Here is a 25,642-nt window from a genome sequence, read left to right on the forward strand (position 1 = left end):
GCCTGTCCGAAAGGACGACCAGGATCCACTCGGTCTCCTTCCCACTTCAACCATACACCAGAACCAACACACAGGATTCTATGGTCTGCGCCGCGTCGCTTCGCTCCTTGCTCCGCCATAGAATGACGAGGTTGGGGCGGCTTCAACCAATCCCCGGCGTTTGCGCTGGGGAACTAGTGAGATAGCGGTCCGCTGGCCTTCCGCCAGGCATCGATGCCGCCCTGGATGTGGCGGGCGCTGGCAATGCCGACGTCCTGCGCCGCCTGCACCGCCATCGCCGAGCGCTCGCCGAAGGCGCAGTAGAAAAGCAATTGCTTGCTGGTCGATTTCGCCAGCTCGTGCAGCATGCCGCCGGCGGCGATGTTTTCCTGCAGCCGCGCATAGGGCAGATGGATTGCGCCGGGGATGACGCCGTGGCGTTCCCGCTCGCTCTGCTCGCGCAGGTCGATCAGCGCCACATCGGGCCGGCCGACCAGCGCCAGCGCCTGCTCGGCGGTCACCGACCAGCCGCGGCTCGCGATATCGTCCTGGTGCAGCCCGACCCGCATGTTGGCGGGCACCGCGACATCCATCATCTTCGGATTGGACAGCTTCAGATTGTTCATGATGTTCACATATTCGTCCACCGACTTAACCTGCAGGCGCGGGTTGAAGGCTTTTTCCTCGCCGATGGTCGACACGGTCTCGCCCTTATAGTCATGCGCCGGGAAGATCAGCGTCTCGTCGGGCAGCTTGAGCAGGCGGCCGAAGATCGATTCATATTGCTGGCGCGGATCACCGTTCTGGAAGTCGGTGCGGCCGGTGCCGCGGATCAGCAGCGTATCGCCGGTGAAGACACGGTCGGGCAGGATGAAGCTGTAGGAATCGTCGGTATGGCCGGGCGTGTAGATGACGTCGAGCGCCAGCCCTTCGATGCCGAGCTTGTCGCCATCAGCAAGCCGCATCGAGACCACATCGGCCTTGGTCTGCTCGCCCATGACGGTCACGCAATGCGTCCTGTCGCGCAGCGCGCCGAGACCGGTGATGTGGTCGGCATGAAGATGCGTGTCCACCGCCTTGACCAGCCTCAGGTCCAGCTCGTTGACCAGTTGCAGGTAGCGATCGACCTTCTCCAGCACCGGATCGATGATCAGCGCCTCGCCGCCCTTGCGGCTGGCAAGCAGATAGGAGTAGGTGCCCGAGACGGAATCGAAGAGCTGGCGGAAGATCATTTTTCACTACCCCGCTGGGTTCTCGCACCGCCGGCGCCTCGCCCGCCCGGTCGTAGCAATATTCTACTGCACCAGCGATCGGAATCGGAATGGATTTCGAAAAATATATTCGCCGGTAGACGGTCTTCCCTGCAGCTACGGCGCCGAGGTCGTCGAGCAGCATTCTCAAAAAGCTTTGCTGAGACGAGCCCCACCCCGGAAGGTGAAGGCATTGTCGCTTCCGTAGCCGGCCTCGAAGCCGGCATTCAAAGTCATGCCGGCGCCCACCTCCACCGCGACATCCGCCCCGGCAAAGCCGCGTACCACCATTTTTTTGCCGCCGGCGGCAAAGGAGATGTCCTGGCCAAGCAGCACCGCCGACACATCGCCGTTGTCTTGCGCTATCGCGTCGATCCCGGTCCGAAGCGTGGTTTGCCAGCTCTGGCTCGGCGTGGTGACGGGCGCCAAGGCGAGCGCGAGCTGGCCACGCGCCTCGAAGACGTGGACGTCACGCCGCGAGACCGCGAGATCGCCGTCAGAACCGGTCTCGGCGTAACCATCGATGAAGAGCCCCGCGTAACGCAGCCGCACGCTGGGTATCAGCGTACCGGCCGCGACCGGCACACGTATGCCGAGCGTGACCGACGGGCTGAGGAAGATGCCGTTGAAATCGGCCCGCGCCGTCTCGACGCCGTCGAGCACCTGGTTGTTCGCGACGCGGCGTCGGCTGCGCTCCTGCAGCACGCCGGCAACGAACGTCGCCTCGGCAAAATGCGCCCCTCCGTCATAGCCGAGATAGCCGCCCGCAAACACGCCGCGATGAACGATCTCCTGCGCGTCGTCGTCGACCTCGGTCGATCCGGCGGCGCCGCCCAGCAGCAAGCCACCCAGGAAGCCGTCGCCAGAGCGCTTTTCGGCGCCGGCGACGATGCCGCCCAGCGCCTCGCTGAACCCGGCCGATGCGCCGGAGCCGCCCTGGGAGCGTATCCCGCCGAAAGTGGAGATCCAGGCGTCCCGACCTTTATGCGCAAAAAAGTCGCTGCCCGGGGCGGCCATGCGCGCTTCGGCCGTACCGGCTATGCCGTCAACAAGGTCCCCGAGCAGCGGCGCGCTGCTCGCAAATCCGGTGATGTCGACCACCGCCACGCTGTCGCCGCTGGTCACGAACGGCCGGCCGCCGGTCAGGACGGTTTGCGGCAGGCCAGTTCCCGAAAAACTCATGACGGCGTTCAGCGCGGGGCCGAAGGTCACGGTGTTGCCGCCGCCGGAAAAAACGATCGGCCCCTGAATGGCCGTCCCGCCCAGAAGGTTCAGCGTCGCGCCGGGCGCGCCGAAATAGATCGCGACGCTCTGGTCGCTGAAGACGCGGCCGGAATTGGTCACGACGGAGTTGCTGCCCTGGGCGGCAATGCCCACGCCACCCACGCCCTCGACGACGACCGAACCTGAATTGGTGATCGCGGCGTTGCCGAACAGCGTGCCGATGCCGGTCGAGGCTGTCCCGAAGACGTCGACCGTACCGCTGTTGGCAATCGCGATGTCGTTGCCGCTGGCCCCGATGCCAACGGAAGCCGGCCCTGACACGGTGATCGACCCGGAATTGTCGAGCCGCAGGCCGTTGCTCTGCCAGAGGATTCCTCCGGCGGCGATCCCGTACGCCTCGATCGCGCCGCTGTTGGAGATCGTCAGGTCCGGCGCATCGCCGATGATGCCCGCGGCCGCGGTGCCGGAAACGCCGATAAAGCCATGATTGTCCACACGCCCGCCCGCGCCATCGCTGATGATGCCGTATGTCGCGACACCCAGCGCTTCGATCGAACCGTAGTTGACGACGTCGACATCATTGCCCTCGGACAGCACACCGATGGAGCCGTCGCCTATGGCGAGGATGGCCCCGTTGTTGAGGATGGTCGCGTCCGCGCCTTGCGAATGCACATTGGCGGCGGCACCGCCCAAGGTTTCGATCAGCCCGTTGTTTGTGAGCCTCTGGTCCGCGCCAAGCATGCGCACGGCATCGGCCCCGGCGCCCGATGTTTCGATCACGCCGGTCGGGCTGACGGCGCCGGTATCGCCGGTATTGCCCATCGTCTGCTGGCCGGCAGTCACGCCGTTACCGATGACAAAGCTTTGGGAGAACGCCGCGCCGCTTCCCAGCGGGAGCGCAACGAAAATAGACAGCGCTACCGCGCCTGGAACCCTATTGCGCGACGTCGGCATCACCCCCTCGGCGCATGGGTACGCAACAAGCGGAGTCTGCGCTCGAAGGAAGCGAAAGACAAGCCGCGGGCAGGCGCCCGGGTCGAGGACCTGGGCGCCTGCGAAAAGGCCTATCGCCTCAGCACCGCGCTCAGCACGTCGCGGATGCCGATCGCGCCGACGAAGCGCGAACCTTCGTCGAACAGCGCCACCGGCGCCGTCTGCGAGCGGTGCATGGCCAGCATCACCGTCTTCAGCGGCGTGCCGGGATTGGCCCAGAACACCTGAGACCCCTCCTCCGGCTGCCTCTCGACATCGGCGCAGGAGACCCACACCGCCGGCTTGCCGTCGCGCTCGGCCGCGGCCACCAGGCCATGGTCGTCGATCTTGAAGCGGGTCGTCTTGCGCCGGTCGAGCCACACCCAGCCGTCGTCGCCCTGCTCCAGGTCGCGACGGTCCCGCATCACGTTCCACGCCGTCAGCACCGACAGCGGGTTCACATTGGCGATGAAGTCGCGGACATAGTCATTGGCGGGTCTGAGCACGATGTCTTCCGGCGCGCCGGTCTGCACGATGCGCCCGCCTTCCATGATGGTGATGTGGCTGCCGATCTTCAGCGCCTCCTCGAGGTCGTGGCTGACGAAGATGATGGTCTTCTTCAGCTCCGCCTGGAGCTGCAGCAGTTCGTCCTGCAGCTTGGTGCGGATCAACGGGTCGAGCGCCGAGAATGGCTCGTCCATCAAAAGGATCGGCGCCTCGGTGGCAAAGGCGCGCGCGAGACCAACGCGCTGCTGCATGCCGCCCGAAAGCTCATGCGCGTATTTCTTCGACCACTGGTCGAGATGGACGAGTTGAAGCTGTTTCCGCACCCGTTCCTTGCGTTCCGCCTCCGGCACGCCGGCAAGCTCGAGCCCGAAGCCGACATTCTCCTCGACCGTGCGCCATGGCAGCAGGCCGAACTGCTGGAACACCATCGCCACCTGCTTCTGGCGCAGCCGCCGCAAGGTCGCCTCATCGCAGGTGACGACATCGACTGTCCGGTCGCCGTCCTTGACCAGCACCTGGCCGCGCGACACGACGTTCAGCCGGTTGACGGCCCTCAGCAGAGTCGACTTGCCGGAGCCGGACAGGCCCATCAGCACCGAGATCTCGCCTTCATGCACGGTGAGGCTGGCGCCGGCGCAACCCAGCACATTGCCGGTCTTTTCGAGGATCTCGGCGCGGGTGGCGCCCTTGTCGATCAGCGCCAGCGAACCGGCCTGATCGGCGCCGAAGACGATGTCTACGTTCTTGAAATCAACCGCGACGGTCATTTCTTGCCTCCAACGCCGATGCGGGTCATGCGGTCGAGCACGATGGCGAGCACGACGATGGCGAGGCCAGCCTCAAGCCCGAGATCGATGCGTCGCGAGCCGAGCGCGCGGTTGATTTCCGTGCCGAGGCCGCCGGCGCCGATCAGGGCGGCGAACACCACCATCGACAGCGACAGCATGATCGATTGCGTCAGCCCCGCCATGATGGTGGGCAGCGCCGACGGCAGCTCCACCTTCCACAGAAGCTGGCGCTTGGTGGCGCCGAACGCCTCGCCCGCCTCGATGATCGCCTTGGGCACCGAAACCACGCCGAGATGGGTGAGCCGCACGGCGGTCGGGATGACGAAGATGATGGTGACGATGAGGCCCGGCGCGTTGCCGAGGCCGAACAGCGTGAGCACCGGGATCAGGTAGACGAAGGTCGGCAGCGTCTGCATCAAGTCGAGCACCGGCAGCATGACGCGGTAGACCTTCGGCTTGTGCGCGGCCCAGATGCCCAGCGGCACGCCGATCGCCATCGCCATGGCGGCGGCGGCAACCACTAGCACCAGCGTCTGCACCGTCTGCTTCCACAGGTTCTGGTTGATGATGAAGATCAGGCCGAGGAAGACGCCAATGGCAAGCGGCCGCGAACGCTGCAGCAGCCAGGCGATGATCGCAATGACCAGCGCCAGAAGCACCGGCGGCACCATCAGCAGAAGATTCACCGCCCCGTCGAGGATGAAATTCAGCCCGTTTGAAAACGCCCGGAAGATGGTGTCGAAATTGTCGGTGAGGAAGCCGAAGAAGGCTTTGCCCCATGGCCCGATGGGGATTTTATAGTCGGTCAGCAATTTGGAAATCGGATCCATCTTCCCCTCTCGGCTTCGCCGCACTTTCCGTACGGTCACCTTCTCACAGGATAACGCATGTCACCCAAAAGTGTGCAGCGGTTTTGGGAAAATGACATGCGTAAAAACAGGGACTTAAAGCGCAACGCGCTTTAAGAAAAAGGGCAGCCTTTTCTACCTGGCTGCCCTCTTCCGGATGATCATTCCGGACTCAAAGCCGGCTCAGCTCCCGAGTGCGGTCTTGACGGCCGCCGCCGCGTCGCCGCCATCGAAGGTGGTGACGCCGGCAATCCACGGCGCGACCGCGTCAGGATTCTTCTTCAGCCAATCCTTCGCCACCGTCTGGGCGTCGCCGCCCTTCAGGATCGCGTCCATCATCTGCCCTTCCATGTCCAGATTGAACTTCAGGTTGGCGATGAACTTGCCGGCGTTCGGGCATTCGGTGGTGTAACCCTTGCGCACATTGGTATAGACGGTCGCGGCGCCGAAGCCGCTGTCGCCCATGCCGTCGAGATAGGTGATCTTCATGGCGCCCATCACCGGATGCGGTGTCCAGCCGAGGAAGGCGATCCACTCATTGTTCTTCATCGACTGCTCGGCCTGCGTCAGCATGCCGGCCTCCGAGGACTCGACCAGCTCGAACCCGGCAAGGTTGTCCTTCGGGTTCTTGATCATGTCGAGGATGATGCGGTTGCCGTCATTGCCGGCCTCGATGCCGTAGATCTTGCCGTTGAACTTGTCCTTGAACTTGCCGAGATCGGTCAGCGACTTGACGCCGGCGTCCGCCACATAGGTGGGCACCACGATGCCGTAGCCGGCGCCGGTCAGGTTGGTGCTGATCGTCTCGACCGAGCCGTCGGCAGTGTAGTCCTTGATGTCGTTGGTCATCGACGGCATCCAGTTGCCGAGGAAGACGTCGAGGTCCTTGTTCTTCAGCGAGGCCATGGTTACCGGCACCGAAAGCTGGATCGTCTGCGGCTCGTAGCCGAGCGCGGTAAGCAGCACCGAGGCCAGGCCCGTCGTGGCCTGGATGTCGGTCCAGCCGACATCGGAAAGGCGAACCGCCTTGCAGCTCGCCGCATCGCCGGCATAAGCGGCGGTCGTGGTCATAAGCGCCGCCAGGCCGAGGCCCGCGGCGATAGATTTCATACGCGACATGAACTTTCTCCCATTGCAATTCTCAGGCGATGCGAAGTCACGGTTCTTGCGCCCGCCTTGTTTCGTCAGCCAAACACCATTTTGAAGTTGTTTCAAGCGGTTCAACGTCACGATGAACGGCGCGCACTGGCCAGTAAGCGACATGACGGGTTTTTGAACGACATCGAATTTTGCCACGGTACGCAGTTTTTGGTGGACGGAGCCGGCGCCCCCTCCCCGCGCCGCGCGAACTCGGCTTAAAAAGCACCCATGGCCAAGCTTTATTTCCACTACGCGACGATGAATGCCGGCAAGACGACCATGCTTCTGCAGGCGTCCTACAACTATCGCGAACGCGGCATGTCGACGATGCTGTTCGTCGCCGGCCACTATCGCAAGGGCGACAACGGGTTGATCTCCTCGCGCATTGGTCTCGAATCCGAGGCCGAGATGTTCCGCGACGGCGACGATCTCTATGCCAGGGTCGCCGAGCATCACCAGCATGCCCCCGTGCATTGCATCTTCATCGACGAGGCGCAGTTCCTCGAGGAGGAGCAGGTCTGGCAGCTCGCCCGCATCGCCGACCGTCTCGGCATTCCGGTCATGTGCTATGGCCTGCGCACCGATTTCCAGGGCAATCTGTTCTCCGGCTCGCGGGCGCTGCTCGCCATCGCCGACGATCTGCGCGAGGTGCGCACCATCTGCCGTTGCGGTCGCAAGGCGACGATGGTCGTGCGACTGGGGCCTGACGGCAAGGTGGCCAAGCAGGGCGCGCAGGTGGCGATCGGCAAGGACGTCTATGTTTCGCTCTGCCGCCGCCATTGGGAAGAGGAGATGGGCAGGGCCGCACCCGACGACTTCATCGGCTTCGTCAGGCCCTGACCAGATTCAGGCGGCGGAGACACGCCACATAGGAAACCGCCAGCCGAGCCGCACGCCGAGTGTCGCCAGCGCGATCAGCGCCATGCCGGCAGCTTGAGCCAGCCGCAGCGGATGCGCGTACAATGCCCAGTCGATGATGATGGCGACGACGGGATAGATGAAAGTGATGATGCCGATCACCGGCGTCGTCAGGCGCGGAAAGGCGGAATTCATCAGCACATAGGCGATGCCGGTATGCAGCACGCCGATCCCGGCCAGCCAGCTCCATGACGCCAGCGGGATGGGATGGCCGATGTCGGCGAACGGAGCGAGCAGCACGACCCCGACCAGCGTCTGGCAAAGCACCGTGATCTCCGCGCGCTGTCGCCCGAGGCCCTTGGCGAGGATCGTCGCCACCGCATAAAGCAGGGCGGCGCCGAGCGTCAGCGCGATGCCCAACGCCCATTTCGGGTCGGCATGGCCATGCGTGACGACGAGGCCACTGGCCAGCACGACGCCGAGGAACGCGCCAAGCATCCAAAGGATCTGGTCGAACGAGATCCGTTCCTTGAGGAAGATGACACCGATCAGCACCACGAAGAACGGCTGCACATGGTAGACGATTGTCGTCGTCGCGATCGATGTCATGGCGAAGCCGGCGAAGAAGGCCGTCCAGCTCGCCACCATGCAAACGCCGCCGAGCGCGGCGAGCGCAAGCCGGGATGGAGACAGCGTCCGATCCGGCAGGTAGCCGCGCAGCAGGCACCACGCCGTCAGAAATATCGCGCCGAACACGCATCGCCAGAAGACGACGGCGGCGGGATGCTGTCCCGACTCCGTCACGAAGGCGCCGACCGTGCCGGCGATCACCATCGCCAGCGCGAGGCTCGCGGCAGGGAAACGGTCGATTGATATGGCTCTCATCGCACGGCTCTCCAGCGGTCGCCATCCATCTGGCCAGTGGAAGCGATTCCAATCAAGCGAATAGATTTGTGAAGATCTATTCGATATGCTGATAGCACCATGGCTGCTCCGCTCGACCTCAACCTCTTGAAAACCTTCGTCGCCGTCGTCGAAACCGGCAGCTTGTCCAATGCGGCGCCCCGCGTCGGCCGCAGCCAGTCGGCGGTCAGCATGCAGATGCAAAGGCTGGAGGACATGGTGGGCAACCAGCTTCTGGTGCGCGGTCCGAGAACGGTTACGCCCAACGCGATCGGCGAGGATTTCCTCATCTACGCGCGCCGGCTGCTGAAATTGTCGGACGAAGCGTGGGCCAGCGTCACCCGGCCGATGGAAACGGGCAGCGTGCGCCTTGGCGTACCGGACGACTACGCCGCCTTCCTGCTGCCGCCTGTGCTGTCGCGCTTTGCCGAGGATCACCCGCTGGTGACCGTCGAACTGGTCTGCGAGCAATCGACCGCGCTGGTGAAAACCCTGGCGGAGGGGCGACTTGACCTCGCGATCGTCACCCGCCTGCCTGAGCAGCCGCTCGACGTGGTCCGGCTGGAGCGCTTCGTCTGGGTCGCCTCGCCCAACCACGTCGCCTGGCAGGCCGATCCGTTGCCCGTCGCCCTGTTCGAGCCTGGCTGCGCGGCGCGCATGAGCGTCCTGCAGGCACTCGGCGGTGCCGACCGATCCTACCGCTGCACCTATTCCAGCGCCTCCCTGCTCGGGCTGGTCGCGGTCGTGCAGGCCGGGCTCGCGGTCGCCGGCCTTGCCCAGCGAAGCGTGCCTCCGTCGCTGCGCATCATCGGCACCAATGAGGGGCTGCCGGTGTTGCCGGACCTCGAGATAGGCATCCTGCGCAACCCGCTGTCGACGACGCCGGCGGTCGATCGTCTAGATGATTTTCTGCGCCGCGACTTGGCGCAGCAGACCTGAGCCGCGGAGATCACGCGCGGCAACAAGATGTAGCGTTTGTTAAGGCCTCGCCCCTATAAGGCCGAGAACTCTCCGGGGTCAGCCATGCTTCGAGCCGTTTCGTCTACCGCTCTCTTCCTGCTTGCCGGCAGCCTTGCCGCGCATGCCGGCGGCGATGCTGCGCTGGGCAAGAAGGTCTTCAACCGCTGCATCGCCTGCCATGAGGCGGCAACAGATCGCGACAAGGTCGGTCCGCATCTCATGGGTGTCGTCGGCCGCACGGCCGGCTCGGCGGAAAGTTTTGCCGACCACTATTCGCAGGCCATGAAGGATGCCGGCGCCGCGGGCCTCGTCTGGGACGAAGCCAACCTCGCCGAATATCTCAAGGCGCCCAGGCAAAAGGTTCCCGGCAACAGAATGGCCTTTACCGGCTTGAGCAGCGACGACGACATCGCCAACGTGATTGCCTATCTCAAGGCCGACCCCAAGCCCTGATCGGTTCCGGAGGGACCGGTATTGCCGCCGCAAGAGATTTGCCGGCACTGTTTCATGGCCGTTCGCAAAAACAAGCGCTTAGGGCATATAAGCTAAAGCCGTTCGATCGCGGCGCGTGTTACTGGCCGCTTTACGCATGCTTGCCTTGTCTTTCAAGGATCTGAGCAATTCTTTTGTTTTGACGCCTCTCCTTGTCTTCCTTCTTTCAATCCCTTGAAGCCCCACATATATTCGCCGCCACGACACGGAAACGGATGCCGAAGCAGGAGGCCCCAATGGCGACATTGCAGAATTTCGATGCCGAAATTGCCAAGACCAAGCAGGTCGTGCAGGACATGCGCGCCAAGATCGAGCAGTCCGGCACGGTGCTCGACACGCTTGCCCAGGCCGACAAGAAGATCGGCGACGCCAATTTCGACATCGAGAACGCCCGCATTGAGGACGTGCTCAAGCAGCAGAAGGTCATGGAAGGCAACATCGCCGACCTCATCATCGGGCTCGAGGATGCCACCAACGTCTTCGGCGCCGAATTCGAGAGCATGAAGAACTACACCGGCTGGGAAAACTTCGTCGGCGTGTTTTCGGCGCAGCGCAAGCAGCGCATGCGCACCGACCGCGTCCGCAACATGTCGCTCGCCGGCAATCTGCAGGAGCTCCTGGCGAAGTCGGACACCATCGTCGGCATCCTGAAGGCGCAGAAGCAGGTTCTCGACCAGCGCTACAAGACATCCGAGACGAGTCTTTCGCAGGTGATCGAGCGCCGCAAGGTGACCATGACCAACCTTGAAGCGGTGCAGAAGCGCATCGAGGAATTGAACCCTCTGCTGCTCGACATCGAGAACAAGATCGCCGCCTCCACGACCCAGAAGGAGCGCACCCAGCTTGAGGGCGAGCGCTCGAAAATGGCGACCGAATACAACGAGAAGCAGGCCAAGGAGCAGGAGTTGCTCGCCGAAAGCCAGACGCTGGAGCGCTACACGTCGATGTTCCAGACCTTCGTCGATTCGCTCAACAATCAGATCGCCGCGCAATCGACGCTGATCAACAAGCTGACCATCGACACCGAGCAGCGCATCGTCCTCTACAAGGCCCTGGAAGATTCGCTGAAGACCGCCGCCCAGCAGGACGTCGCTCACAAGATCAACACGCTGGGTAGCCAGGTCGACAACACGGCCGAGGAGACGATGGCCGGCATCGGCGCCGCCTCGCAGAAGCACATCGGCGACCTCCTGGAGATGCATGAGAAGAACATGGTGGCCAGTGCCGACATCCAGCGCCGCAAGAAGCTTGCCGACGATGCCTTCGCCCGCCGTTTCGACGACGTGATGAAGAAGCACAATTCCGCCAACTATGTGCAGTCCTAAGCAGGTTCCGCAAAAGTGCCCCACGGTTTTGCGGTCAGAACCTGCGAAAAACAAAGGAATCCAAGCAGATATTCGTGGGGCATCCCACGAATATCTGCTTGGACGGCGCCGCTGACTTCATTTCCACGGCAGCCACATGACACCTGAGAACGACGCGGCCGCACGCTATTTCTCCGCCATCACGGCGGCGCTGAGCGGACTGGAAGTGTTCATGCGAGACGACCGCTCGCCGCTTTACCGGCACGGCATTGTCGCCAAGATCGTCGCGGAATATATCGCGCGGCTGGACAAGTCCTTTGCCTGCTGGCGCAACCGGCTGGGCTTCATGGACACCTTCCGCATCTCGCGCGCCGACAGCGGCTATCCCGTTTTCCAGAACCTGCTCGAACTGGAAAACGACCGCCAGCAGGCCGATGCGCGGCTGGCCAACATCCCGCTGGCCGGCGAGCTGCGCGAGGAAATGGCCGACTTCATCCTGCGCCACAAGGAATTTCCCGAAGCGCTGCAGCGATCGATGGCCGAGCGGCTCTATCTGGAGGACGTCAAGAGCGAGGCGACCTTCGGCCCCTTCACGCTTGCGCAGACGGCCAAGGTCTCGGTCAACCCGAAGACCATGCGGCCCTATTATCTCGTCCACTGGGCCGCATTCGACGGCAGCGCCAACCTGCCGCTGGTCTATATGGTGACGGTCGAGGACTCGTCCGAAAGCATGGTGCGCCAGCTTGTCGACGACAGCACCGGCAAGCTGAACGAGCGGGTCGACATTCCCCTTCCCGTCGACGGTCTGCTCAATCCGGAACTTGCGCACCGCTTCGACGATTTCACCGAGAAGAATTCGGCCTACACGCTGTCGCCGGCAACCATCGCGGTCAATCTCGACAAGGATTTCGAGCCGCTGCATCCCAAGCAGTTGCGGCGCGTCGTGCTCGGTCCCTTCTATTCGGCCGGCATCACCGACAACAATTCGACCGTGGCCGAGGTGCTGGCCAAGGTGCGCAAGCCGGCGAATGCCTGGCTGCTCACCTGGACCATCCAGGAGGTCTTCTCCAAGAGCGAGAAGCCCGGCCGCAAGGGGCTGTTCTCCAGCGAGAAGACGACGCAGGAATTCTTCATCAACACCGATGATCTCGAAGCCGCGCGCCAGGGCGTGTCGAGCTACGAGAACCATGCGCTGATCCCGCACGAGGCCTACCAGGCGCTCTACGCCGCGGGCGAGGCGCAGAAGATCTTTTCCGGCTACAAGGTCCACATCCTGTCCAACGGGCAGGTCATCAGCGATGTCTGACAGTCAAACCGCGGAGCATCCTTCATGGACACCGGCCTGACCACGATCTCTGAAGCCGCAATCGAGAAGCACCGCGCGACCGCGCAGAGCTTCATCACCCGCATCGTCGTGCTGGAGGACCCTTCGCGCGAATCCGGTACCGCGCTCGCCGGCACCAATCGCCGCTTCGTCTCGACCGTGTCGGTCGGCTCGGTGCGCCGCACGCGCGAGGTCGAGCTGACGAAGACGGTCGCGGCCATCCACCCCGACGACCAGTTGATGAGCATCCCGCAGCACACGCTGCTCTATCGCGCCCGCCGTGGCCTGGCGATTGCGCTGGCCATCTCGGATGTCTTTGCCGAAGGCTCGGACCTTGAAAGCCTGCAGGCGAAAAACGCCCGCGCGCCGCTCGAAGGCGACGAGGCCTCGACCTTCAAGAAGCTTCTGTCCGCCTCGGCTTACGTCTCCGCCTTCAGCTTTGCGTCCTACCTCTTTCAGCTAATCGACAGCGATGGCGAGGCGCCGAACGACATCCCCGAGCCCGACTTCCTGTTCGACACGCCGCAGGACGCGGTGAAGTCGATCGTCGCCGGCCTCGACAAGGCGATTGCCGGCACCAAGGACGACGGCGACCTGACGACACGCGCCCGCGCCTTTGCCCGCGTCGCCATCGACGGGCTGCTGGCGCGAAAGGGCCGCTTCGACGGCATCGGCCCGTTCGAGAACGCCCATATCCGCATCGATGTCGACGACTTCACCCTCGACGGCTTCGACGTCGCGCCCGGCAAGCGTTCCAAGCCGCTGGTGATGACCTTCAAGAAACCGGAGGAGGTCGTCGGCAACCACATCGCCAAATTCCAGTCGGTCAGGCTGGCCAAAATGCTGATGGCCTACGACTTCGAACGCGAGTTGAACCCTTTCGTCGAGCTCGGCGGCTTCCTCTTCACCTTCATCGGCGACGGCGCGCCCGGCACCGGCAAAACGACGCTGATCCAGATGATCGCCGGCCTCGTCAATGGCTACTGCCAGGTCGCCGGCTATCCTTTCGCCTATGAGAATTTCGGCGTCGACCAGATCTCGTCCTATCAGGGCAAGTCGGGCCAGAACTGCCGCCAGTTCATCAACAATGTGCTCAATCCGCGCGTCATCGGTTTCGGCACCATCGACGACATCGACCAGGTCGCGGCGCGCCGTTCCGACGACCGCGCATCGGCCGGTCAGCAGGAGATCACCGGCGTCCTGATGGACGCCTTCGCCGGCGCCGCGACAGTCGTGCGCGGCAACTGCTCCTTCGGCATGTTTTCCAACTATCCGGAAAATGTCGACGACGCGCTGCGCCAGCGCGCCGGCGCGCGCTGGCTGGTCGACGGCCCGCAGACCCGCGACGACTATATCGACATCTTCGTGCTGCTTGCCGGCAAGAACCACAAGATTCCGCTGGGCGAGCACGAGCTTTATGCCGCGCAGGAAATCCAGCGCGCCGTGACCGAGGCCTATGAAGAGCATGAGAAGCCGCAGGAAGACGGGCTGATGAAGGTCTATGAGCGCTACATGAAGGAGAACGGCGCGCCGAAGACCATGGCCGATGTCGGCACCTACCTGCACATGATCAAGGATGCCGAACCCCGCTTCACCGGCCGCGCCATCAAGAACGTCACCGACGCCATCAAGATGCGCGCCATGGACATCGAGCTGCCCGACGACTGGTTCGAGAAACCGGAAGCCTTCATGCACAAAAGCTACGACGACAAGAAGGCGATGATCGAGGAACTGCGCGGGCCGTTCTCGATGGGCATGGTCATGCAGGAGATCAACCGCTACGCCGATAGCGAGTTCCGCTATTCCGACAAATCCGACGACGCAGCGGTCGAGAAGCTGCTGCGCGATGCGCGGCTGAGAGAACGCGCGGCGCGCGAGATGGAGGAGATGAAGAAGAAGGGTTCGTTGTGATCTTTTCCTTCTCCCCGTTAACGGGGAGAAGGTGCCCGAAGGGCGGATGAGGGGCGGCGCCATGCGCGGCAGAAATGAGCCAAAGGTTGCAAGAGCCCGCGAGCTGCGGAAAGTCGAGAACGATGCCGAGGAACGGCTGTGGCATGAACTGCGAGGACGGCGATTGAACGGCCACAAATTTGTTCGCCAACTGCCGATCGGCCCCTATTTCGCGGATTTCGCTTGCCGCGAAGCCAATCTGGTTGTCGAGGTCGACGGTAGCCAACATGCAAGTCGGTTCCGGGATCGATACAGGGACGAGACGATGAACGACAACGGTTGGTCGGTATTGAGGGTATGGCACGCGGATGTTTTGACGAGCCTTTCGAGCGTGCTGGATACGATAGTTGCAGCATTGGATGGTCGGCTGGACCGCAAGATGATTGGTGTCGATGCGAAGTTTCCGCCGGCAGCAAGATCGGAGCAAGGATGATGAGCGTCGGCGCCGCCCCTCATCCGCCCTTCGGGCACCTTCTCCCCGTGAACGGGGACAAGGGAAAGTGAAAAAACCCGACCTCCTTCGCGACAACGACCTGATCTACGGCCGCCTGCTGACGGTGGACGAGCCGCATCTCATCCAGCGCTACAACAAGGCGATGGCAGCTTTCGGCCTCGAACCGACCAAGCTGACAACCTTCCAGATCGACCGCACCGGCTTCTCGCCCGAAATCGCCGAGGAATGCGGCGACTTCGACTATCTCGACCCCAACGAGGTCAATCGCCGCTTCATCATCCTGACGCCGTCGCAGATCGACCTGCCGGTGGTCCACACCGCCTTCTCCAACACCTCGCAGCTGATGTTCGAGTTCATGTCGAAGAACCAGCGCGCCATCGACGCGCTGACCATCAAGGACGTCATCTACGGCGAGATCGAGGACTCGGTTCCCAAGGTCAACGACATCGAGGACCTGCTGTCGATCAACCAGGTCGAGTTCAAGGTGCTGTCGGCCGAGGACGTGCTCGGCAAGGCGGCCGAGCTCGGCAAGCTCGTCGACCGGCTGAAGCAGGAGCCCGACGCGTGGCGCGACAACGCCATGCTCCAGCGCATGGTCGATCTCGCCAAGGTCTGCGGCGATATCCGCGAGAACGCGCTGGTGCCCGACCAGGTGATCTTTCGCCACAACGCCTATTGGACCAGTCATTTCGGCGGGCTCTATGTCTTTGTCGATCCCGACATGACGACGGTGATCAGCGATCCGTCGGCGCCCGGCTTCCGCCGTTCGCGTCCCTGGCAAGTCAGCTACCTGTCGATCAACGACGCCGACAAGGTGTTCCGCTTCCTCGCCGCCACTGGCCGCCTGGACCTGCCGCGCGCCTCCTGGATTGAGCCTTCCGGCTATCTCGAGCATCGCGCCGAGATGGTCGTGCGCGCGCTGATCCGCGACGCCGAGCCCAACCGCAATCTGACCGACGTCGACAAGGTCTGGCTGCAGACCTGGATCCACGGCCATGCCGACCTGATCGCGAGCGACGGCAATTTCCCGTTCCTCAACGCCGCCAAGCGCGAGATCGCCCAGTTCGGCCACCTCAAGATCGAGGATGTGCCGCCGCGCCAGCGCTTCCTGGTCGTGCGCGCCAAGCCCGATCATCCCGATGCCTGGCTGACCAACCAGCTGATCTCGGATTTCGTGCCGCAGGATTTCGTCTCGCGCTACGTCTTCAACAAGCCCGGCTTCTACAAGGACTATGACGGCTACAGCGACGCCTGGCGCTCGCATGTTGTGGACGTTCTGAAAACCACATATTTGAAGGACAAGCTGGCGTTCCGCGCGCGCCTTTACGGCTTGACTGACTAGAAAAGTCTGGGCGGTTCTCCGCCCGGAATTGCGCCAAAACAAAGGGTTAGGGCAGGTCGCCGTTTCCCTTGAAACGGTGAAATGCTCTAAGGGGGTGCCACAGCCATGCTCGACCCGATCGTGAACTTCTTCACCCGGATCTTCCAATGGATCGGCCGCGGCATCGGCTTCATCATCGGTATCATCCTGTGGCCGTTCATGTGGGTTGGCCGCTGGTATGGCCAGCGCGGTTGGATCCTCAAGGCCGTCGTCGGCCTCGCCCTTCTGGTGCTGATCGGCCTTTACGCCAATTTCTTCTACGCCACCCAGTGGTGGAACAATTTCGATCCGAACTATCCCGATAAGTACACCTTCGAGAAGCGAAACGTGTCGGCCGGCGAGCAGGTTTCGGCTGGCACCGGCACCGATACGGCCAAGACCTGCGGCAACTCGGCGATCGCCCAGGTGGCGGCCGACCTGACGGACTTCAACGTCAACCAGAATGCCTGGATCTCGTCGATGATCCTGTACAAGCTCGGCCTGTTCAGCATCAACTGGGACGACACGCCGTGGATGGACAACAAGGCGTCCTTCCAGCGCGGCATCAACCAGGCGGTGCGGCGCACCGCGACCGAGCTTGCCGACAATCTCGGCCGCGTGCGCACCACCTCGCAGATCGACGCCGACCTGCAGGACGCGCGCGGCAATCTGCAGTTCGACGAATACACCTGGTATTTCGGCCTTAACCCGTTCGGCCCCAAGACGCCGACGCCGAGCTACTATCGCGACGCGGTGCGCAAGCTGCGCTCCTTCAACGCCCGGCTCGCCACCTGCCAGGCGACCTTCGACGCCCGCGCCGACAATCTGAAGCAATATATCGACCGCATCTCCTCGGATATCGGCTCGACCTCGGCGATCCTCAAGGAGCGCGCCGAAAACCACAATAATGGCTGGTTCGATACCCGGGCCGACGATCGTTTCTGGTTCGCCTATGGCCAGCTCTACGCCTATTACGGCCTGATGAAGGGTGCCCAGGCCGACTTCGACGACGTGATCAAGGAAAAGCACCTGCAGAGCCTGTGGGACACGATGGACGCACAGTTCGTCTCGGCGCTGCGCATCCAGCCTTTCATCATCGCCAATGGCCGCGAGGATGGCTGGCTGTTGCCGACGCATCTGACGACCATGGGCTTCTATATCCTCAGGGTGCGCTCCAACATGGTCGAGATCAGCAACGTGCTGACGCAGTAAGGCTGGCGTCCGTCAGTCGGGGCGATGGCGGATTTGCGCCTTCGCCCCTGTCGCTTTTCGCGCATTGGGCGGCTGTTTTGAGACGGCGGAGCAGCCGCCGCTCTGGCTTCTATACGCCGCAAGCGACCGGGCGCCCAAGACCCGAAGCGGGTCGAACCGGGAACAGTAATATTCTTTCTTTACAGGAAACATAGTTGCATGAAAGTTGACGCCTGGGCCGCGACAGGGTTAGAAAATGCCCCTGCGCCCGTGCGGCGTTTCGAACATGCACAATTGATCAAAACCGTCCCTTCCAACGCCCAATCCAGAGGAAAGCCGTCATGGCCGAAGTGAAGTCCGACATCGAGATCGCCCGCGCCGCGAAAAAGAAACAGATTCAGGAGATCGGCGCCAAGATCGGCATCCCGAACGAGCATCTGCTCCCCTATGGCCATGACAAGGCGAAGGTCTCGGCCGAATTCATCAAGTCGGTGAAGGGCAACAAGGACGGCAAGCTGATCCTGGTCACCGCCATCAACCCGACGCCGGCCGGCGAAGGCAAGACGACCACCACGGTCGGCCTCGGCGACGGCCTGAACCGCATCGGCAAGAAGGCGATCGTCTGCATCCGCGAAGCCTCGCTCGGCCCGAATTTCGGCGTCAAGGGCGGCGCCGCCGGCGGCGGTTACGCGCAGGTGGTGCCGATGGAGGACATGAACCTCCACTTTACCGGCGACTTCCACGCCATCACCACGGCGCACAACCTGCTTTCGGCGCTGATCGACAACCACATCTACTGGGGCAACGAGCTCGGCATCGACACCCGCCGCGTCGCCTGGCGCCGCGTCATGGACATGAACGACCGGGCGCTGCGCGAGATCATCTGCTCGCTCGGCGGCGTCGCCAACGGTTATCCGCGTGAAGCCGGCTTCGACATCACCGTCGCCTCGGAAGTGATGGCGATCCTGTGCCTCGCCACCGACCTCAAGGACCTCGAAAAGCGCCTCGGCGACATCATCGTCGCCTATCGCCGCGACAAGACGCCGGTCTTTGCCCGTGACCTCAAGGCCGACGGCGCCATGGCGGTCCTGCTCAAGGACGCCATGCAGCCGAACCTCGTGCAGACGTTGGAGAACAACCCGGCCTTCGTGCATGGCGGCCCGTTCGCCAACATCGCGCATGGCTGCAACTCGGTCGTCGCCACCACGACGGCGCTGAAGCTTGCCGACTATGTGGTGACCGAAGCCGGCTTCGGCGCCGATCTGGGCGCTGAAAAATTCTTCGACATCAAGTGCCGCAAGGCCGGCCTGAAGCCGTCCGCGGCCGTCATCGTCGCCACCGTGCGCGCAATGAAGATGAATGGCGGCGTCAAGAAGGAAGACCTCGGCAAGGAAAACATCGAGGCGGTCAAGAAGGGCTGTCTAAACCTCGGCCGCCACATCGAGAACGTGAAGCAGTTCGGCGTGCCGGCGGTGGTGGCGATCAACCACTTCACCACCGACACCGAGACCGAGATCCAGGCGATGAAGGATTTCGTCAAGGCGCAGGGCGCTGAGGCGATCCTGTGCAAGCACTGGGCGCAAGGCTCGGCCGGCATCGAGGACCTGGCCAGGAAGGTCGTCGAGATCGCCGAATCCGGCGCCTCGCAGTTCTCGCCGCTCTATCCGGACGAGATGCCGCTGTTCGAGAAGGTCAACACCATCGTCAAGCGCATCTATCGCGGCGACGAGGCGATCGCCGACAAGTCGGTGCGCGACCAACTGCATGCCTGGGAACAGGCCGGCTACGGCAATTTGCCGGTCTGCATGGCCAAGACGCAATATTCCTTCTCGACCGACCCGAACCTGCGCGGCGCGCCGACCGGCCACACCGTGCCGGTGCGCGAGGTCAGGCTCTCGGCCGGCGCCGGTTTCGTCGTCATCATCTGCGGCGAGGTCATGACCATGCCAGGCCTGCCGAGCAAGCCGTCGTCGGAGAAGATCTTCCTGAACGAGCAGGGTCAGATCGAAGGCCTGTTCTAAGACCGTTCAACAGACAGAAAATGAAAGGGCGTCGCTGTGGCGGCGCCCTTTTTTGCTTGCGCTTTTCAGGCCACCGTCGAGGTGCCGAACTTCTTGATGCCGGCAACCGACATCGAGACGAACTGGTCGAGGATGGTGAAGAAGATATCCAGGCTGAAGCCAAACAGGAAGGCGAAGGTGAACAGGCTGAAGCCTATGCCGGTGACCTCGCCGCCAAGCTTGGTGCCCGGCGCCATGAACCAGGCCAGGATCATGCCGGCCAGGGCGCCGAGCGCGATGCGGTGGATAAGCCTCGCCAACGGCGGATTGGGCAACAGCGGATTGAGGATCATGCGCATGTGGAACATGATGCCGCCAAGCGCGCCGTAGAGCGCCGGCAGGATCCACAGCGCATAAGGGCTGAGCACCTCGCCCAGCGTCTTGGCCTGCAATGTCAGCGTCGAGATCGAGTTCGGCGTGATCGTGATGACGCCTTCGCATTGCAGGTTGCGCGTCGCCTCCTCGAAATCCGCGTTCACGTCCTCGACCCCGCCCGCCGTGCCGGTGGCGCTGACGACCTCGGTCTTGGGTTGGCCGTTGTCGCCATTCTTGCAGTCGAAATCCGATTGTTTGAGCGGCTGGCTGCTTTCAGCCCCGCTTTGCTGCTGTGCCAGCGCGACCTGCTGGTTGCAGAACTGGTTTATCGCCATCTGCCTCGGGTTCGAGAAATCGAGTGGCGCGCCGGCCTTGGCGGCGGAGGCGGAGATCTTGCAATAGGCCCACTCCATGCCCCAGATCGGGAACGGCGCCTCCTGCGTCATGAACCCTTGCGCCCTCACCAGCAGCGAGGAAAAGCGCTGGTCGAGCGAATGCAAATTGTCGACGGAATTGTAGTAGGCGTCCTTGAGCAGCGTCAGGTCGGTCGTCGATGCCGGCTGCGTCGTGGCCGAACTCAGCTGTTTCTTGGTTGCCCAGACCTGCCGGATCGATTGTCCGAACCGGGCGCTGAAATCGTTGTTGTCGATCTCCTGCAGCTCGGCGCTGATCGACACGCCCCTGTTGTACACATAGGTCAGCTTGCCGATGATGATCATCATCGTCACCGACAGCGCCACGAGGAAATAGGTCGCAAGCGCGGTGCGGCGCGACATGTCGCCTGGCGACCAGCCGGTGCGCAGTGCGGCCAGGGTGGAGAACGGCACTGTGCTGGAACAGTCGTTGAGCACCGACTGCAGTTTCACCACCTCGGGCTGGCTTGCCGTCACATCGGTCAGCTTTTCCGCATCGCCGATCGCCGCGAACAGCGCGCTGTCCTTGAACACGCCGTAGCGGCCATAGCCGGCGACCAGCTTCGCATCCGCCAGCAGGCCGGAGACAAGAGGATCGTGGGATGCCGTCATCTCAGCCCTCCGACGACTAGCCCAGATAGCCCGGCACGAAGCCATATTGCGACGGGCATCCGCAGGGATAACCGGGAGGCCCCGGCGGCTGCGCCCAGCACCAGAAGAATTGCGTGAAGCAGATCGTTCCCGGCGCGTGCGGCGGAACTTGCGCGAAGGCGGGCCAAGGCAATAGCGCGGCGCTGGCAGCGAGAGCCAGAACGAGGACAGTTCTTGCGACGCGCGCTTTCACTTCAGCCCCCAGCCACCCGCGCTAACCTCAAAGCAGCGTGACTCTCGGGAAGAATAGGACCGATTTCTGTGAAATGGATCACGTCTTCTTGGAATATGGTTAAGCTCAAAAGGCGCCGCATCGCTACGGCGCCTCCCGCTGGCCCGGAGCTGCGCGATTCAGGCAGCGTTTCGCTTCAAGGCCCGCTGGTTCGAGGCGTAGATCGTGTCGCGCTCCGGCAACTTGCCGGTCTTCAGGCAATCGATCCAGTCCGCGGTCTTCAGCACCGCGGCGAAGCGCGACTGCAGGATGACGCTCACCACCCGATGGATATCCTCGGCCGAGGCATAGCCGGCGCTGTTGACATAGGGCACCGAGCCACTGGCATCGGACAAAAACTCGACGGCAAAGCCCATATGGACGGCATGGATGATGGTCGACAGATCGCAATTGTGGGTCATGTAGCCGACGACCGCGATCGTATCGATTTCATTGGCGCGCAGCCAGGCCTCCAGGTCCGTGCCGGTGAAAGCCGACGGCAGCGTCTTTTCGACATAATGGTCGCGGCCACGCCTGGCGATCTCGGGATGCAGTTCGCCGCCGTGGCTGCCCTTTGCGAAGATCGGCGAGGTCTCGGGCGCCATCTGCTTGATGACGACGACCTTGATGCCGGCCGCCGTCGCAGCATCCATGGCCCGCGCCACATTGGCGACGGTCTCGGCGAAGGGCGGATGCTGGATTGCGAGATTGCCGCCATTGTAATCGTTCTGAACGTCGACGACGACAAGCGCGCGGCGTGGCTGGGTGGCTGGTGCTGACATGGCGGTTTCCTTTCGACCGGGTTGATAGGTCGAAGCTAGGCGGATGCTTCGGTTCCAGAAAGTGTCCCGATTGACATCATTCGAAAGAATTGGGACATTCGTCATTCAACCCCAGACGAAGTCAGCCATGAAGAATCCGATCATCGCCGCCGTCGCCTTCGACGGCATCAGCCCCTTCCACCTCTCCGTGCCTTGCCTGGTGTTCGGCGCGGACCGCACCAAGCTTGGCCTGCCGCGCTTCGACTTCCGCGTCTGCGCGATGGAGGAAGGACCCATCCATACCGATGCCGGTTTGAGCATCGTCGTGCCGCATGGGCTTGCCGCGCTCGACCAGGCCGACATCGTCATCATTCCCAGCTGGAAGGATCTCGAAGCGCCTCTGGCCGCGCCGTTCAAGGATGCGCTGCAACGCGCCCATCGGCGCGGCGCGCTGATCGTGGGCTTGTGCCTCGGCACCTTCGCCATCGCCGGCGCCGGCCTGCTCGCGGGGAGAAAGGCAACCACCCACTGGGCCTACACGGACCAGTTGCAGGCGCTGCATCCGGACCTCGCGATCGACGCGGACGTGCTTTATGTCGACGACGGCGACATCATCACCTCCGCCGGCGTCGCCGCCGGGCTCGACTGCTGCCTGCACATCGTGCGCGCCCGCTATGGCGCCGAGGCAGCACTGCGGCTCGCCCGGCACGTCGTGCTGTCGCCGCACCGGCAGGGCGGCCAGGCGCAGTTCATCGAGCGTCCGGTTGCGCCGACGCCAAATGCGGACCGGTTCACGCACGCTCTTGACCAGGTACGGGCAACGCTCGACGAACCGCACAGTCTCGACAGCGTCGCCGAGATGGCCGTGCTTACCCGCCGCACCTTCACGCGCCGCTTCCAGAAGTCGATCGGCACCAGTTTCGGCGACTGGCTTGCCGACCAGCGTGTCGCGCTGGCGCAAAGGTTGCTGGAGCAGACGGACAAGTCGATGGATATGGTGGCCTTCGAAGCCGGCTTCGGCAGCGCCACCTCGCTGCGCCAGCATTTCGCCTCAAGGCTCAGAACCTCGCCGATGCAGTACCGGCGGGAGTTTTCCAAAACCGCGGGCGCGCTCAGCGCGGCGTGACCACCCGCGCCGGGTTGCCCACGACGGTCGTATTGGCCGCAACATCGCGCGTCACTACCGCGCCTGCCCCGACGATAGCGCCCTCGCCTATGCTGACGCCGGCCAGGATGATCGCGCTGCCGCCGATCCAGGCATTGTCGCCGATCGTCACCGGCTTGGCGATCTCCAGTCCGGCCAGCCGTCCAGTGGCTTCGCGATGATGCTCGGCGCAATAGATCTGCACATTCGGCCCGAGCAGCGTCCCCTTGCCGATGCGCACCGGCGCGGTGTCGAGGATGGTGCAGTCGGCATTGAGGAAGGCGCGGTCGCCGAGGAACAGGTTGAAGCCATAGGCGCAATGGAACGGCGCTTCGATGCGCGCCCCCTCGCCCGCGCCGCTGAGCAGCGCCCGCAAGGCCGGGGCGATATTGCCGCGCTGCCGCGGCGGCAGGTTGTTGTGCTCGAACAGAGCATCGCGCGCGGCAACGCGCAGCGCCTCCAGCTCGTCGTCGATGCAGGTGTACCATTCGCCCGCCGTCATCTTCGCTCGTTCACTTGTGGTCATGGCGCGCCTCCCGCTTTGTCTGCTGCCAAAGCATAATCCATCCCTAGAGCATGATGCCGAAAAGTGTGGAGCGGTTTTCGGTCGACATCATGCTTCCTCCCCTCGACTCAAAAGCCCGTGGTCAAACGCCCGGCCTATGCTAGCCTGCCTTTGCCGGAACCTGCGAGGTTCCGATTTTGAGGGGGTCATTCATGCTTTACCTGCTTGCGCTGCTGATAGGTGTCATTGCCGGCCTGCGCGCCATGACCGCGCCCGCCGCCGTCGCCTGGGGCTCATATCTCGGCTGGCTGCCGGTCACGGGCACCTGGGCGAGCTTCATGGGCCACTGGATCGCCGTCGGCATCTTCACCATTCTCGCCATCGTCGAGCTCGTCACCGACCAGTTGCCGTCGACGCCGAGCCGCAAGGTGCCGCAGCAGTTCGGCGCCCGTATCGTCACGGGCGCCTTCACCGGCGCGGTCATCGGCGCGACCGGCGGCGCCACCATCGGCGGGCTCATCGCCGGCGCGATCGGCGCGGTGATCGGCACGCTGGGCGGCGCCGAGGCGCGCGGCAGGCTGGCCGCCGCCTTCGGCAAGGATCCGCCCGCCGCCTTCATCGAGGACGCGGTTGCGATCATCGGCGGGCTGCTGATCGTGGCTGCCGTCGCATGAGCGCGAAAGCCTTCGACGCCATCGTCATCGGCGCCGGCCAGGCCGGCACGCCGCTCGCCGGCCGGCTCAATGCCGCCGGCATGAGCGTGGCGCTGATCGAGCGCAAGCTGGTCGGCGGCACCTGCGTCAACACCGGCTGCATCCCGACCAAGACGATGGTGGCGAGCGCCTATGCCGCCCACCTCGCCCGCCGCGCCGCCGACTATGGCGTGACGGTGTCCGGTCCCGTCGGTGTCGACTACAAAGCGATCAAGGCGCGCAAGGACAAGGTGTCGGGCGCTTCCCGCACCGGGCTGGAGACCTGGATCGCGGGCATGGAGAAGTGCTCGCTCTATCGCGGCCATGCACGCTTCGAATCTGCCGAGACCGTGCGCGTCGGTGACGAGCTGCTGACCGCGCCGAAGATATTCCTCAACACCGGGGGGCGCGCCTCCGTGCCCGACCTGCCCGGCGTTCACGATATCCCCTATCTCACCAATTCCTCGATGATGGACCTCGATGTGCTGCCCGGCCATCTGGTCGTCGTCGGCGGCAGCTACATCTCGCTCGAATTCGCGCAGATGTTCCGTCGCTTCGGCTCCGAGGTGACGGTGATCGAGAAAGCGCCGCGGCTGACCGGGCGCGAGGACGAGGACACGTCGGCGGCCATCCGGTCCATCCTCGAAAACGAAGGCATCGCGGTCCATGTCGGGGCCGACGAGATCGCGTTTGCGAGGGAAGGCAATGGGATCGCCGTCACCTTCTCCGCCGGCAAGGTGCCGGCGGTCGGCTCGCATGTTCTGCTGGCGCTCGGCCGGGTGCCCAACACCGACGATCTCGGCCTCGACAAGGCCGGCGTCGCGGTCGACCAGCGCGGCTTCATCGTCGTCGACGACCAGTTGCGCACCAATGTTCCCGGCATCTGGGCCATGGGTGACTGCAACGGCAAGGGCGCCTTCACCCACACTTCCTACAACGACTACGAGATCGTCGCCGCCAACCTGCTCGACAACGATCCGCGCAAGGTCAGCGACCGCATCGAGGCCTATGCGCTCTATATCGACCCGCCGCTCGGCCGCTGCGGCATGACGGAGGCGGCGGTCAAGAAATCCGGCCGCCGCGCGCTCGTCGGCCAGCGGCCGATGACGCGTGTCGGCCGCGCCGTCGAGAAGGGCGAGACACAGGGCTTCATGAAGATCCTGGCCGACGCCGACACCGGCGAGATCCTCGGCTGCTCCGTGCTCGGGCCAGGCGGCGACGAGGCGATCCACTGCGTGCTCGACCTCATGTATGCCAAGGCGCCGATCTCGACGCTGGCGCGCGCCATGCACATCCATCCGAATGTCTCGGAACTGCTGCCGACCATTGCCCAGGAGCTGAAACCGCTCACCTGAGGGGCTTCAGCGTTCGCCCTTCCATTTCTGC

Annotated in this window: 22 protein-coding genes; 13 read left to right on the top strand and 9 right to left on the bottom strand. The window is 63.5% G+C overall.

Going from position 1 to position 25,642, the window contains the following annotated elements; genetic code table 11:
- Nucleotides 1-173 precede the first annotated feature (173 nt).
- From KVT37_RS09020 to choX, 5 genes are all read right to left on the bottom strand, one after another.
- Nucleotides 174-1,211 (bottom strand): MBL fold metallo-hydrolase, encoded by a 1,038-nt coding sequence (locus tag KVT37_RS09020; RefSeq protein ID WP_217571881.1) that lies wholly within the window; start codon nt 1,209-1,211, stop codon nt 174-176.
- A 165-nt stretch (nt 1,212-1,376) separates the two neighbouring features.
- Nucleotides 1,377-3,407 carry an autotransporter outer membrane beta-barrel domain-containing protein gene (locus tag KVT37_RS09025; RefSeq protein ID WP_217571883.1) on the bottom strand — a complete coding sequence of 677 codons (2,031 nt, stop codon included), beginning with the start codon at nt 3,405-3,407 and terminating at the stop codon, nt 1,377-1,379.
- A 110-nt stretch (nt 3,408-3,517) separates the two neighbouring features.
- On the bottom strand, nt 3,518-4,699 hold the full coding sequence (choV, locus tag KVT37_RS09030; protein ID WP_217571885.1) for a choline ABC transporter ATP-binding protein: 1,182 nt from the start codon (nt 4,697-4,699) through the stop codon (nt 3,518-3,520).
- Nucleotides 4,696-5,550: a choline ABC transporter permease subunit gene (choW, locus tag KVT37_RS09035; protein ID WP_217571887.1), complete on the bottom strand. Its 855-nt coding sequence runs from the start codon at nt 5,548-5,550 to the stop codon at nt 4,696-4,698. The genes choV and choW overlap by 4 nt, the downstream gene beginning before the upstream one ends.
- A 201-nt stretch (nt 5,551-5,751) precedes the next feature.
- Nucleotides 5,752-6,687: a choline ABC transporter substrate-binding protein gene (choX, locus tag KVT37_RS09040; RefSeq protein ID WP_217571889.1), complete on the bottom strand. Its 936-nt coding sequence runs from the start codon at nt 6,685-6,687 to the stop codon at nt 5,752-5,754.
- A 249-nt stretch (nt 6,688-6,936) separates the two neighbouring features.
- On the opposite strand from choX, the gene KVT37_RS09045 reads away from it, so the two are divergent.
- The gene (locus KVT37_RS09045) at nt 6,937-7,548 is read left to right on the top strand and encodes a thymidine kinase (RefSeq protein WP_217571891.1); all 612 of its coding nucleotides are present in this window, start codon (nt 6,937-6,939) and stop codon (nt 7,546-7,548) included.
- A 6-nt stretch (nt 7,549-7,554) separates the two neighbouring features.
- Here KVT37_RS09045 and KVT37_RS09050 read toward each other — a convergent pair whose 3' ends face one another.
- The gene (locus tag KVT37_RS09050) at nt 7,555-8,451 is read right to left on the bottom strand and encodes a DMT family transporter (protein ID WP_217571893.1); all 897 of its coding nucleotides are present in this window, start codon (nt 8,449-8,451) and stop codon (nt 7,555-7,557) included.
- Nucleotides 8,452-8,550: 99 nt separating this feature from the next.
- Between KVT37_RS09050 and KVT37_RS09055 the strand changes: the two genes are divergently transcribed.
- The 9 genes from KVT37_RS09055 to KVT37_RS09095 all read left to right on the top strand — a co-directional run bounded on the left by KVT37_RS09055 (nt 8,551) and on the right by KVT37_RS09095 (nt 19,525).
- A complete protein-coding gene (locus tag KVT37_RS09055) occupies nt 8,551-9,408 on the top strand; it encodes a LysR substrate-binding domain-containing protein (protein WP_217571895.1) in 858 nt (285 codons plus the stop codon).
- 84 nt (nt 9,409-9,492) lie between these two features.
- Nucleotides 9,493-9,882: a cytochrome c family protein gene (locus KVT37_RS09060; RefSeq protein WP_217571897.1), complete on the top strand. Its 390-nt coding sequence runs from the start codon at nt 9,493-9,495 to the stop codon at nt 9,880-9,882.
- Nucleotides 9,883-10,157: 275 nt separating this feature from the next.
- Complete coding sequence (locus KVT37_RS09065; protein ID WP_217571899.1) at nt 10,158-11,246, top strand: hypothetical protein; 1,089 nt, start codon at nt 10,158-10,160, stop codon at nt 11,244-11,246.
- Nucleotides 11,247-11,382: 136 nt separating this feature from the next.
- Nucleotides 11,383-12,531 carry a hypothetical protein gene (locus KVT37_RS09070; protein ID WP_217571901.1) on the top strand — a complete coding sequence of 383 codons (1,149 nt, stop codon included), beginning with the start codon at nt 11,383-11,385 and terminating at the stop codon, nt 12,529-12,531.
- A gap of 24 nt (nt 12,532-12,555) precedes the next feature.
- Nucleotides 12,556-14,460, top strand: coding sequence for an ATP-binding protein (locus KVT37_RS09075; RefSeq protein WP_217571903.1), 1,905 nt, complete (start codon nt 12,556-12,558; stop codon nt 14,458-14,460).
- 61 nt (nt 14,461-14,521) lie between these two features.
- Nucleotides 14,522-14,932, top strand: a complete 411-nt coding sequence (locus tag KVT37_RS09080) for an endonuclease domain-containing protein (protein WP_217571905.1) — start codon at nt 14,522-14,524, stop codon at nt 14,930-14,932.
- Nucleotides 14,933-14,999: 67 nt separating this feature from the next.
- Complete coding sequence (locus KVT37_RS09085; RefSeq protein WP_217571907.1) at nt 15,000-16,295, top strand: DUF6638 family protein; 1,296 nt, start codon at nt 15,000-15,002, stop codon at nt 16,293-16,295.
- 105 nt (nt 16,296-16,400) lie between these two features.
- A complete protein-coding gene (locus tag KVT37_RS09090; RefSeq protein WP_217571909.1) occupies nt 16,401-17,525 on the top strand; it encodes a DUF2333 family protein in 1,125 nt (374 codons plus the stop codon).
- A gap of 320 nt (nt 17,526-17,845) precedes the next feature.
- Nucleotides 17,846-19,525, top strand: coding sequence for a formate--tetrahydrofolate ligase (locus KVT37_RS09095; RefSeq protein ID WP_217571911.1), 1,680 nt, complete (start codon nt 17,846-17,848; stop codon nt 19,523-19,525).
- Between the two features lie 65 nt (nt 19,526-19,590).
- Here KVT37_RS09095 and KVT37_RS09100 read toward each other — a convergent pair whose 3' ends face one another.
- Both KVT37_RS09100 and KVT37_RS09105 read right to left on the bottom strand, forming a co-directional pair.
- On the bottom strand, nt 19,591-20,904 hold the full coding sequence (locus tag KVT37_RS09100) for a hypothetical protein (protein ID WP_217571913.1): 1,314 nt from the start codon (nt 20,902-20,904) through the stop codon (nt 19,591-19,593).
- 390 nt (nt 20,905-21,294) lie between these two features.
- A complete protein-coding gene (locus KVT37_RS09105) occupies nt 21,295-21,936 on the bottom strand; it encodes a cysteine hydrolase family protein (protein ID WP_217571915.1) in 642 nt (213 codons plus the stop codon).
- Between the two features lie 127 nt (nt 21,937-22,063).
- On the opposite strand from KVT37_RS09105, the gene KVT37_RS09110 reads away from it, so the two are divergent.
- Nucleotides 22,064-23,041 (top strand): helix-turn-helix domain-containing protein, encoded by a 978-nt coding sequence (locus tag KVT37_RS09110; protein WP_217571917.1) that lies wholly within the window; start codon nt 22,064-22,066, stop codon nt 23,039-23,041.
- Here KVT37_RS09110 and KVT37_RS09115 read toward each other — a convergent pair.
- The gene (locus tag KVT37_RS09115) at nt 23,028-23,585 is read right to left on the bottom strand and encodes a sugar O-acetyltransferase (RefSeq protein WP_217571919.1); all 558 of its coding nucleotides are present in this window, start codon (nt 23,583-23,585) and stop codon (nt 23,028-23,030) included. The two genes, KVT37_RS09110 and KVT37_RS09115, sit on opposite strands and share 14 nt — an antisense overlap.
- A 191-nt stretch (nt 23,586-23,776) precedes the next feature.
- Here KVT37_RS09115 and KVT37_RS09120 point away from each other — a divergent pair, with 191 nt between their 5' ends.
- Together KVT37_RS09120 and KVT37_RS09125 are read left to right on the top strand one after the other, a co-directional pair.
- Complete coding sequence (locus KVT37_RS09120) at nt 23,777-24,238, top strand: DUF4126 domain-containing protein (RefSeq protein WP_217571921.1); 462 nt, start codon at nt 23,777-23,779, stop codon at nt 24,236-24,238.
- Complete coding sequence (locus KVT37_RS09125; protein ID WP_217571923.1) at nt 24,235-25,611, top strand: FAD-containing oxidoreductase; 1,377 nt, start codon at nt 24,235-24,237, stop codon at nt 25,609-25,611. Before KVT37_RS09120 ends, KVT37_RS09125 begins: the two co-directional genes overlap by 4 nt.
- Nucleotides 25,612-25,642: the final 31 nt, after the last annotated feature.

Source organism: Mesorhizobium sp. GbtcB19 (genome assembly GCF_019091085.1).
In the GTDB taxonomy this organism is placed as follows: Bacteria; Pseudomonadota; Alphaproteobacteria; order Rhizobiales; family Rhizobiaceae; genus Mesorhizobium.

Excerpts from the sequence above, each read along its gene's own strand:
- KVT37_RS09020 (WP_217571881.1), bottom strand. The coding sequence starts at position 1,211 with ATGATCTTCCGCCAGCTCTTCGATTCCGTCTCGGGCACCTACTCCTAT.
- KVT37_RS09025 (WP_217571883.1), bottom strand. The coding sequence starts at position 3,407 with ATGCCGACGTCGCGCAATAGGGTTCCAGGCGCGGTAGCGCTGTCTATT.
- choV (WP_217571885.1), bottom strand. The coding sequence starts at position 4,699 with ATGACCGTCGCGGTTGATTTCAAGAACGTAGACATCGTCTTCGGCGCC.
- choW (WP_217571887.1), bottom strand. The coding sequence starts at position 5,550 with ATGGATCCGATTTCCAAATTGCTGACCGACTATAAAATCCCCATCGGG.
- choX (WP_217571889.1), bottom strand. The coding sequence starts at position 6,687 with ATGTCGCGTATGAAATCTATCGCCGCGGGCCTCGGCCTGGCGGCGCTT.
- KVT37_RS09045 (WP_217571891.1), top strand. The coding sequence starts at position 6,937 with ATGGCCAAGCTTTATTTCCACTACGCGACGATGAATGCCGGCAAGACG.
- KVT37_RS09050 (WP_217571893.1), bottom strand. The coding sequence starts at position 8,451 with ATGAGAGCCATATCAATCGACCGTTTCCCTGCCGCGAGCCTCGCGCTG.
- KVT37_RS09055 (WP_217571895.1), top strand. The coding sequence starts at position 8,551 with ATGGCTGCTCCGCTCGACCTCAACCTCTTGAAAACCTTCGTCGCCGTC.
- KVT37_RS09060 (WP_217571897.1), top strand. The coding sequence starts at position 9,493 with ATGCTTCGAGCCGTTTCGTCTACCGCTCTCTTCCTGCTTGCCGGCAGC.
- KVT37_RS09065 (WP_217571899.1), top strand. The coding sequence starts at position 10,158 with ATGGCGACATTGCAGAATTTCGATGCCGAAATTGCCAAGACCAAGCAG.
- KVT37_RS09070 (WP_217571901.1), top strand. The coding sequence starts at position 11,383 with ATGACACCTGAGAACGACGCGGCCGCACGCTATTTCTCCGCCATCACG.
- KVT37_RS09075 (WP_217571903.1), top strand. The coding sequence starts at position 12,556 with ATGGACACCGGCCTGACCACGATCTCTGAAGCCGCAATCGAGAAGCAC.
- KVT37_RS09080 (WP_217571905.1), top strand. The coding sequence starts at position 14,522 with ATGCGCGGCAGAAATGAGCCAAAGGTTGCAAGAGCCCGCGAGCTGCGG.
- KVT37_RS09090 (WP_217571909.1), top strand. The coding sequence starts at position 16,401 with ATGCTCGACCCGATCGTGAACTTCTTCACCCGGATCTTCCAATGGATC.
- KVT37_RS09095 (WP_217571911.1), top strand. The coding sequence starts at position 17,846 with ATGGCCGAAGTGAAGTCCGACATCGAGATCGCCCGCGCCGCGAAAAAG.
- KVT37_RS09100 (WP_217571913.1), bottom strand. The coding sequence starts at position 20,904 with ATGACGGCATCCCACGATCCTCTTGTCTCCGGCCTGCTGGCGGATGCG.
- KVT37_RS09105 (WP_217571915.1), bottom strand. The coding sequence starts at position 21,936 with ATGTCAGCACCAGCCACCCAGCCACGCCGCGCGCTTGTCGTCGTCGAC.
- KVT37_RS09110 (WP_217571917.1), top strand. The coding sequence starts at position 22,064 with ATGAAGAATCCGATCATCGCCGCCGTCGCCTTCGACGGCATCAGCCCC.
- KVT37_RS09115 (WP_217571919.1), bottom strand. The coding sequence starts at position 23,585 with ATGACCACAAGTGAACGAGCGAAGATGACGGCGGGCGAATGGTACACC.
- KVT37_RS09120 (WP_217571921.1), top strand. The coding sequence starts at position 23,777 with ATGCTTTACCTGCTTGCGCTGCTGATAGGTGTCATTGCCGGCCTGCGC.
- KVT37_RS09125 (WP_217571923.1), top strand. The coding sequence starts at position 24,235 with ATGAGCGCGAAAGCCTTCGACGCCATCGTCATCGGCGCCGGCCAGGCC.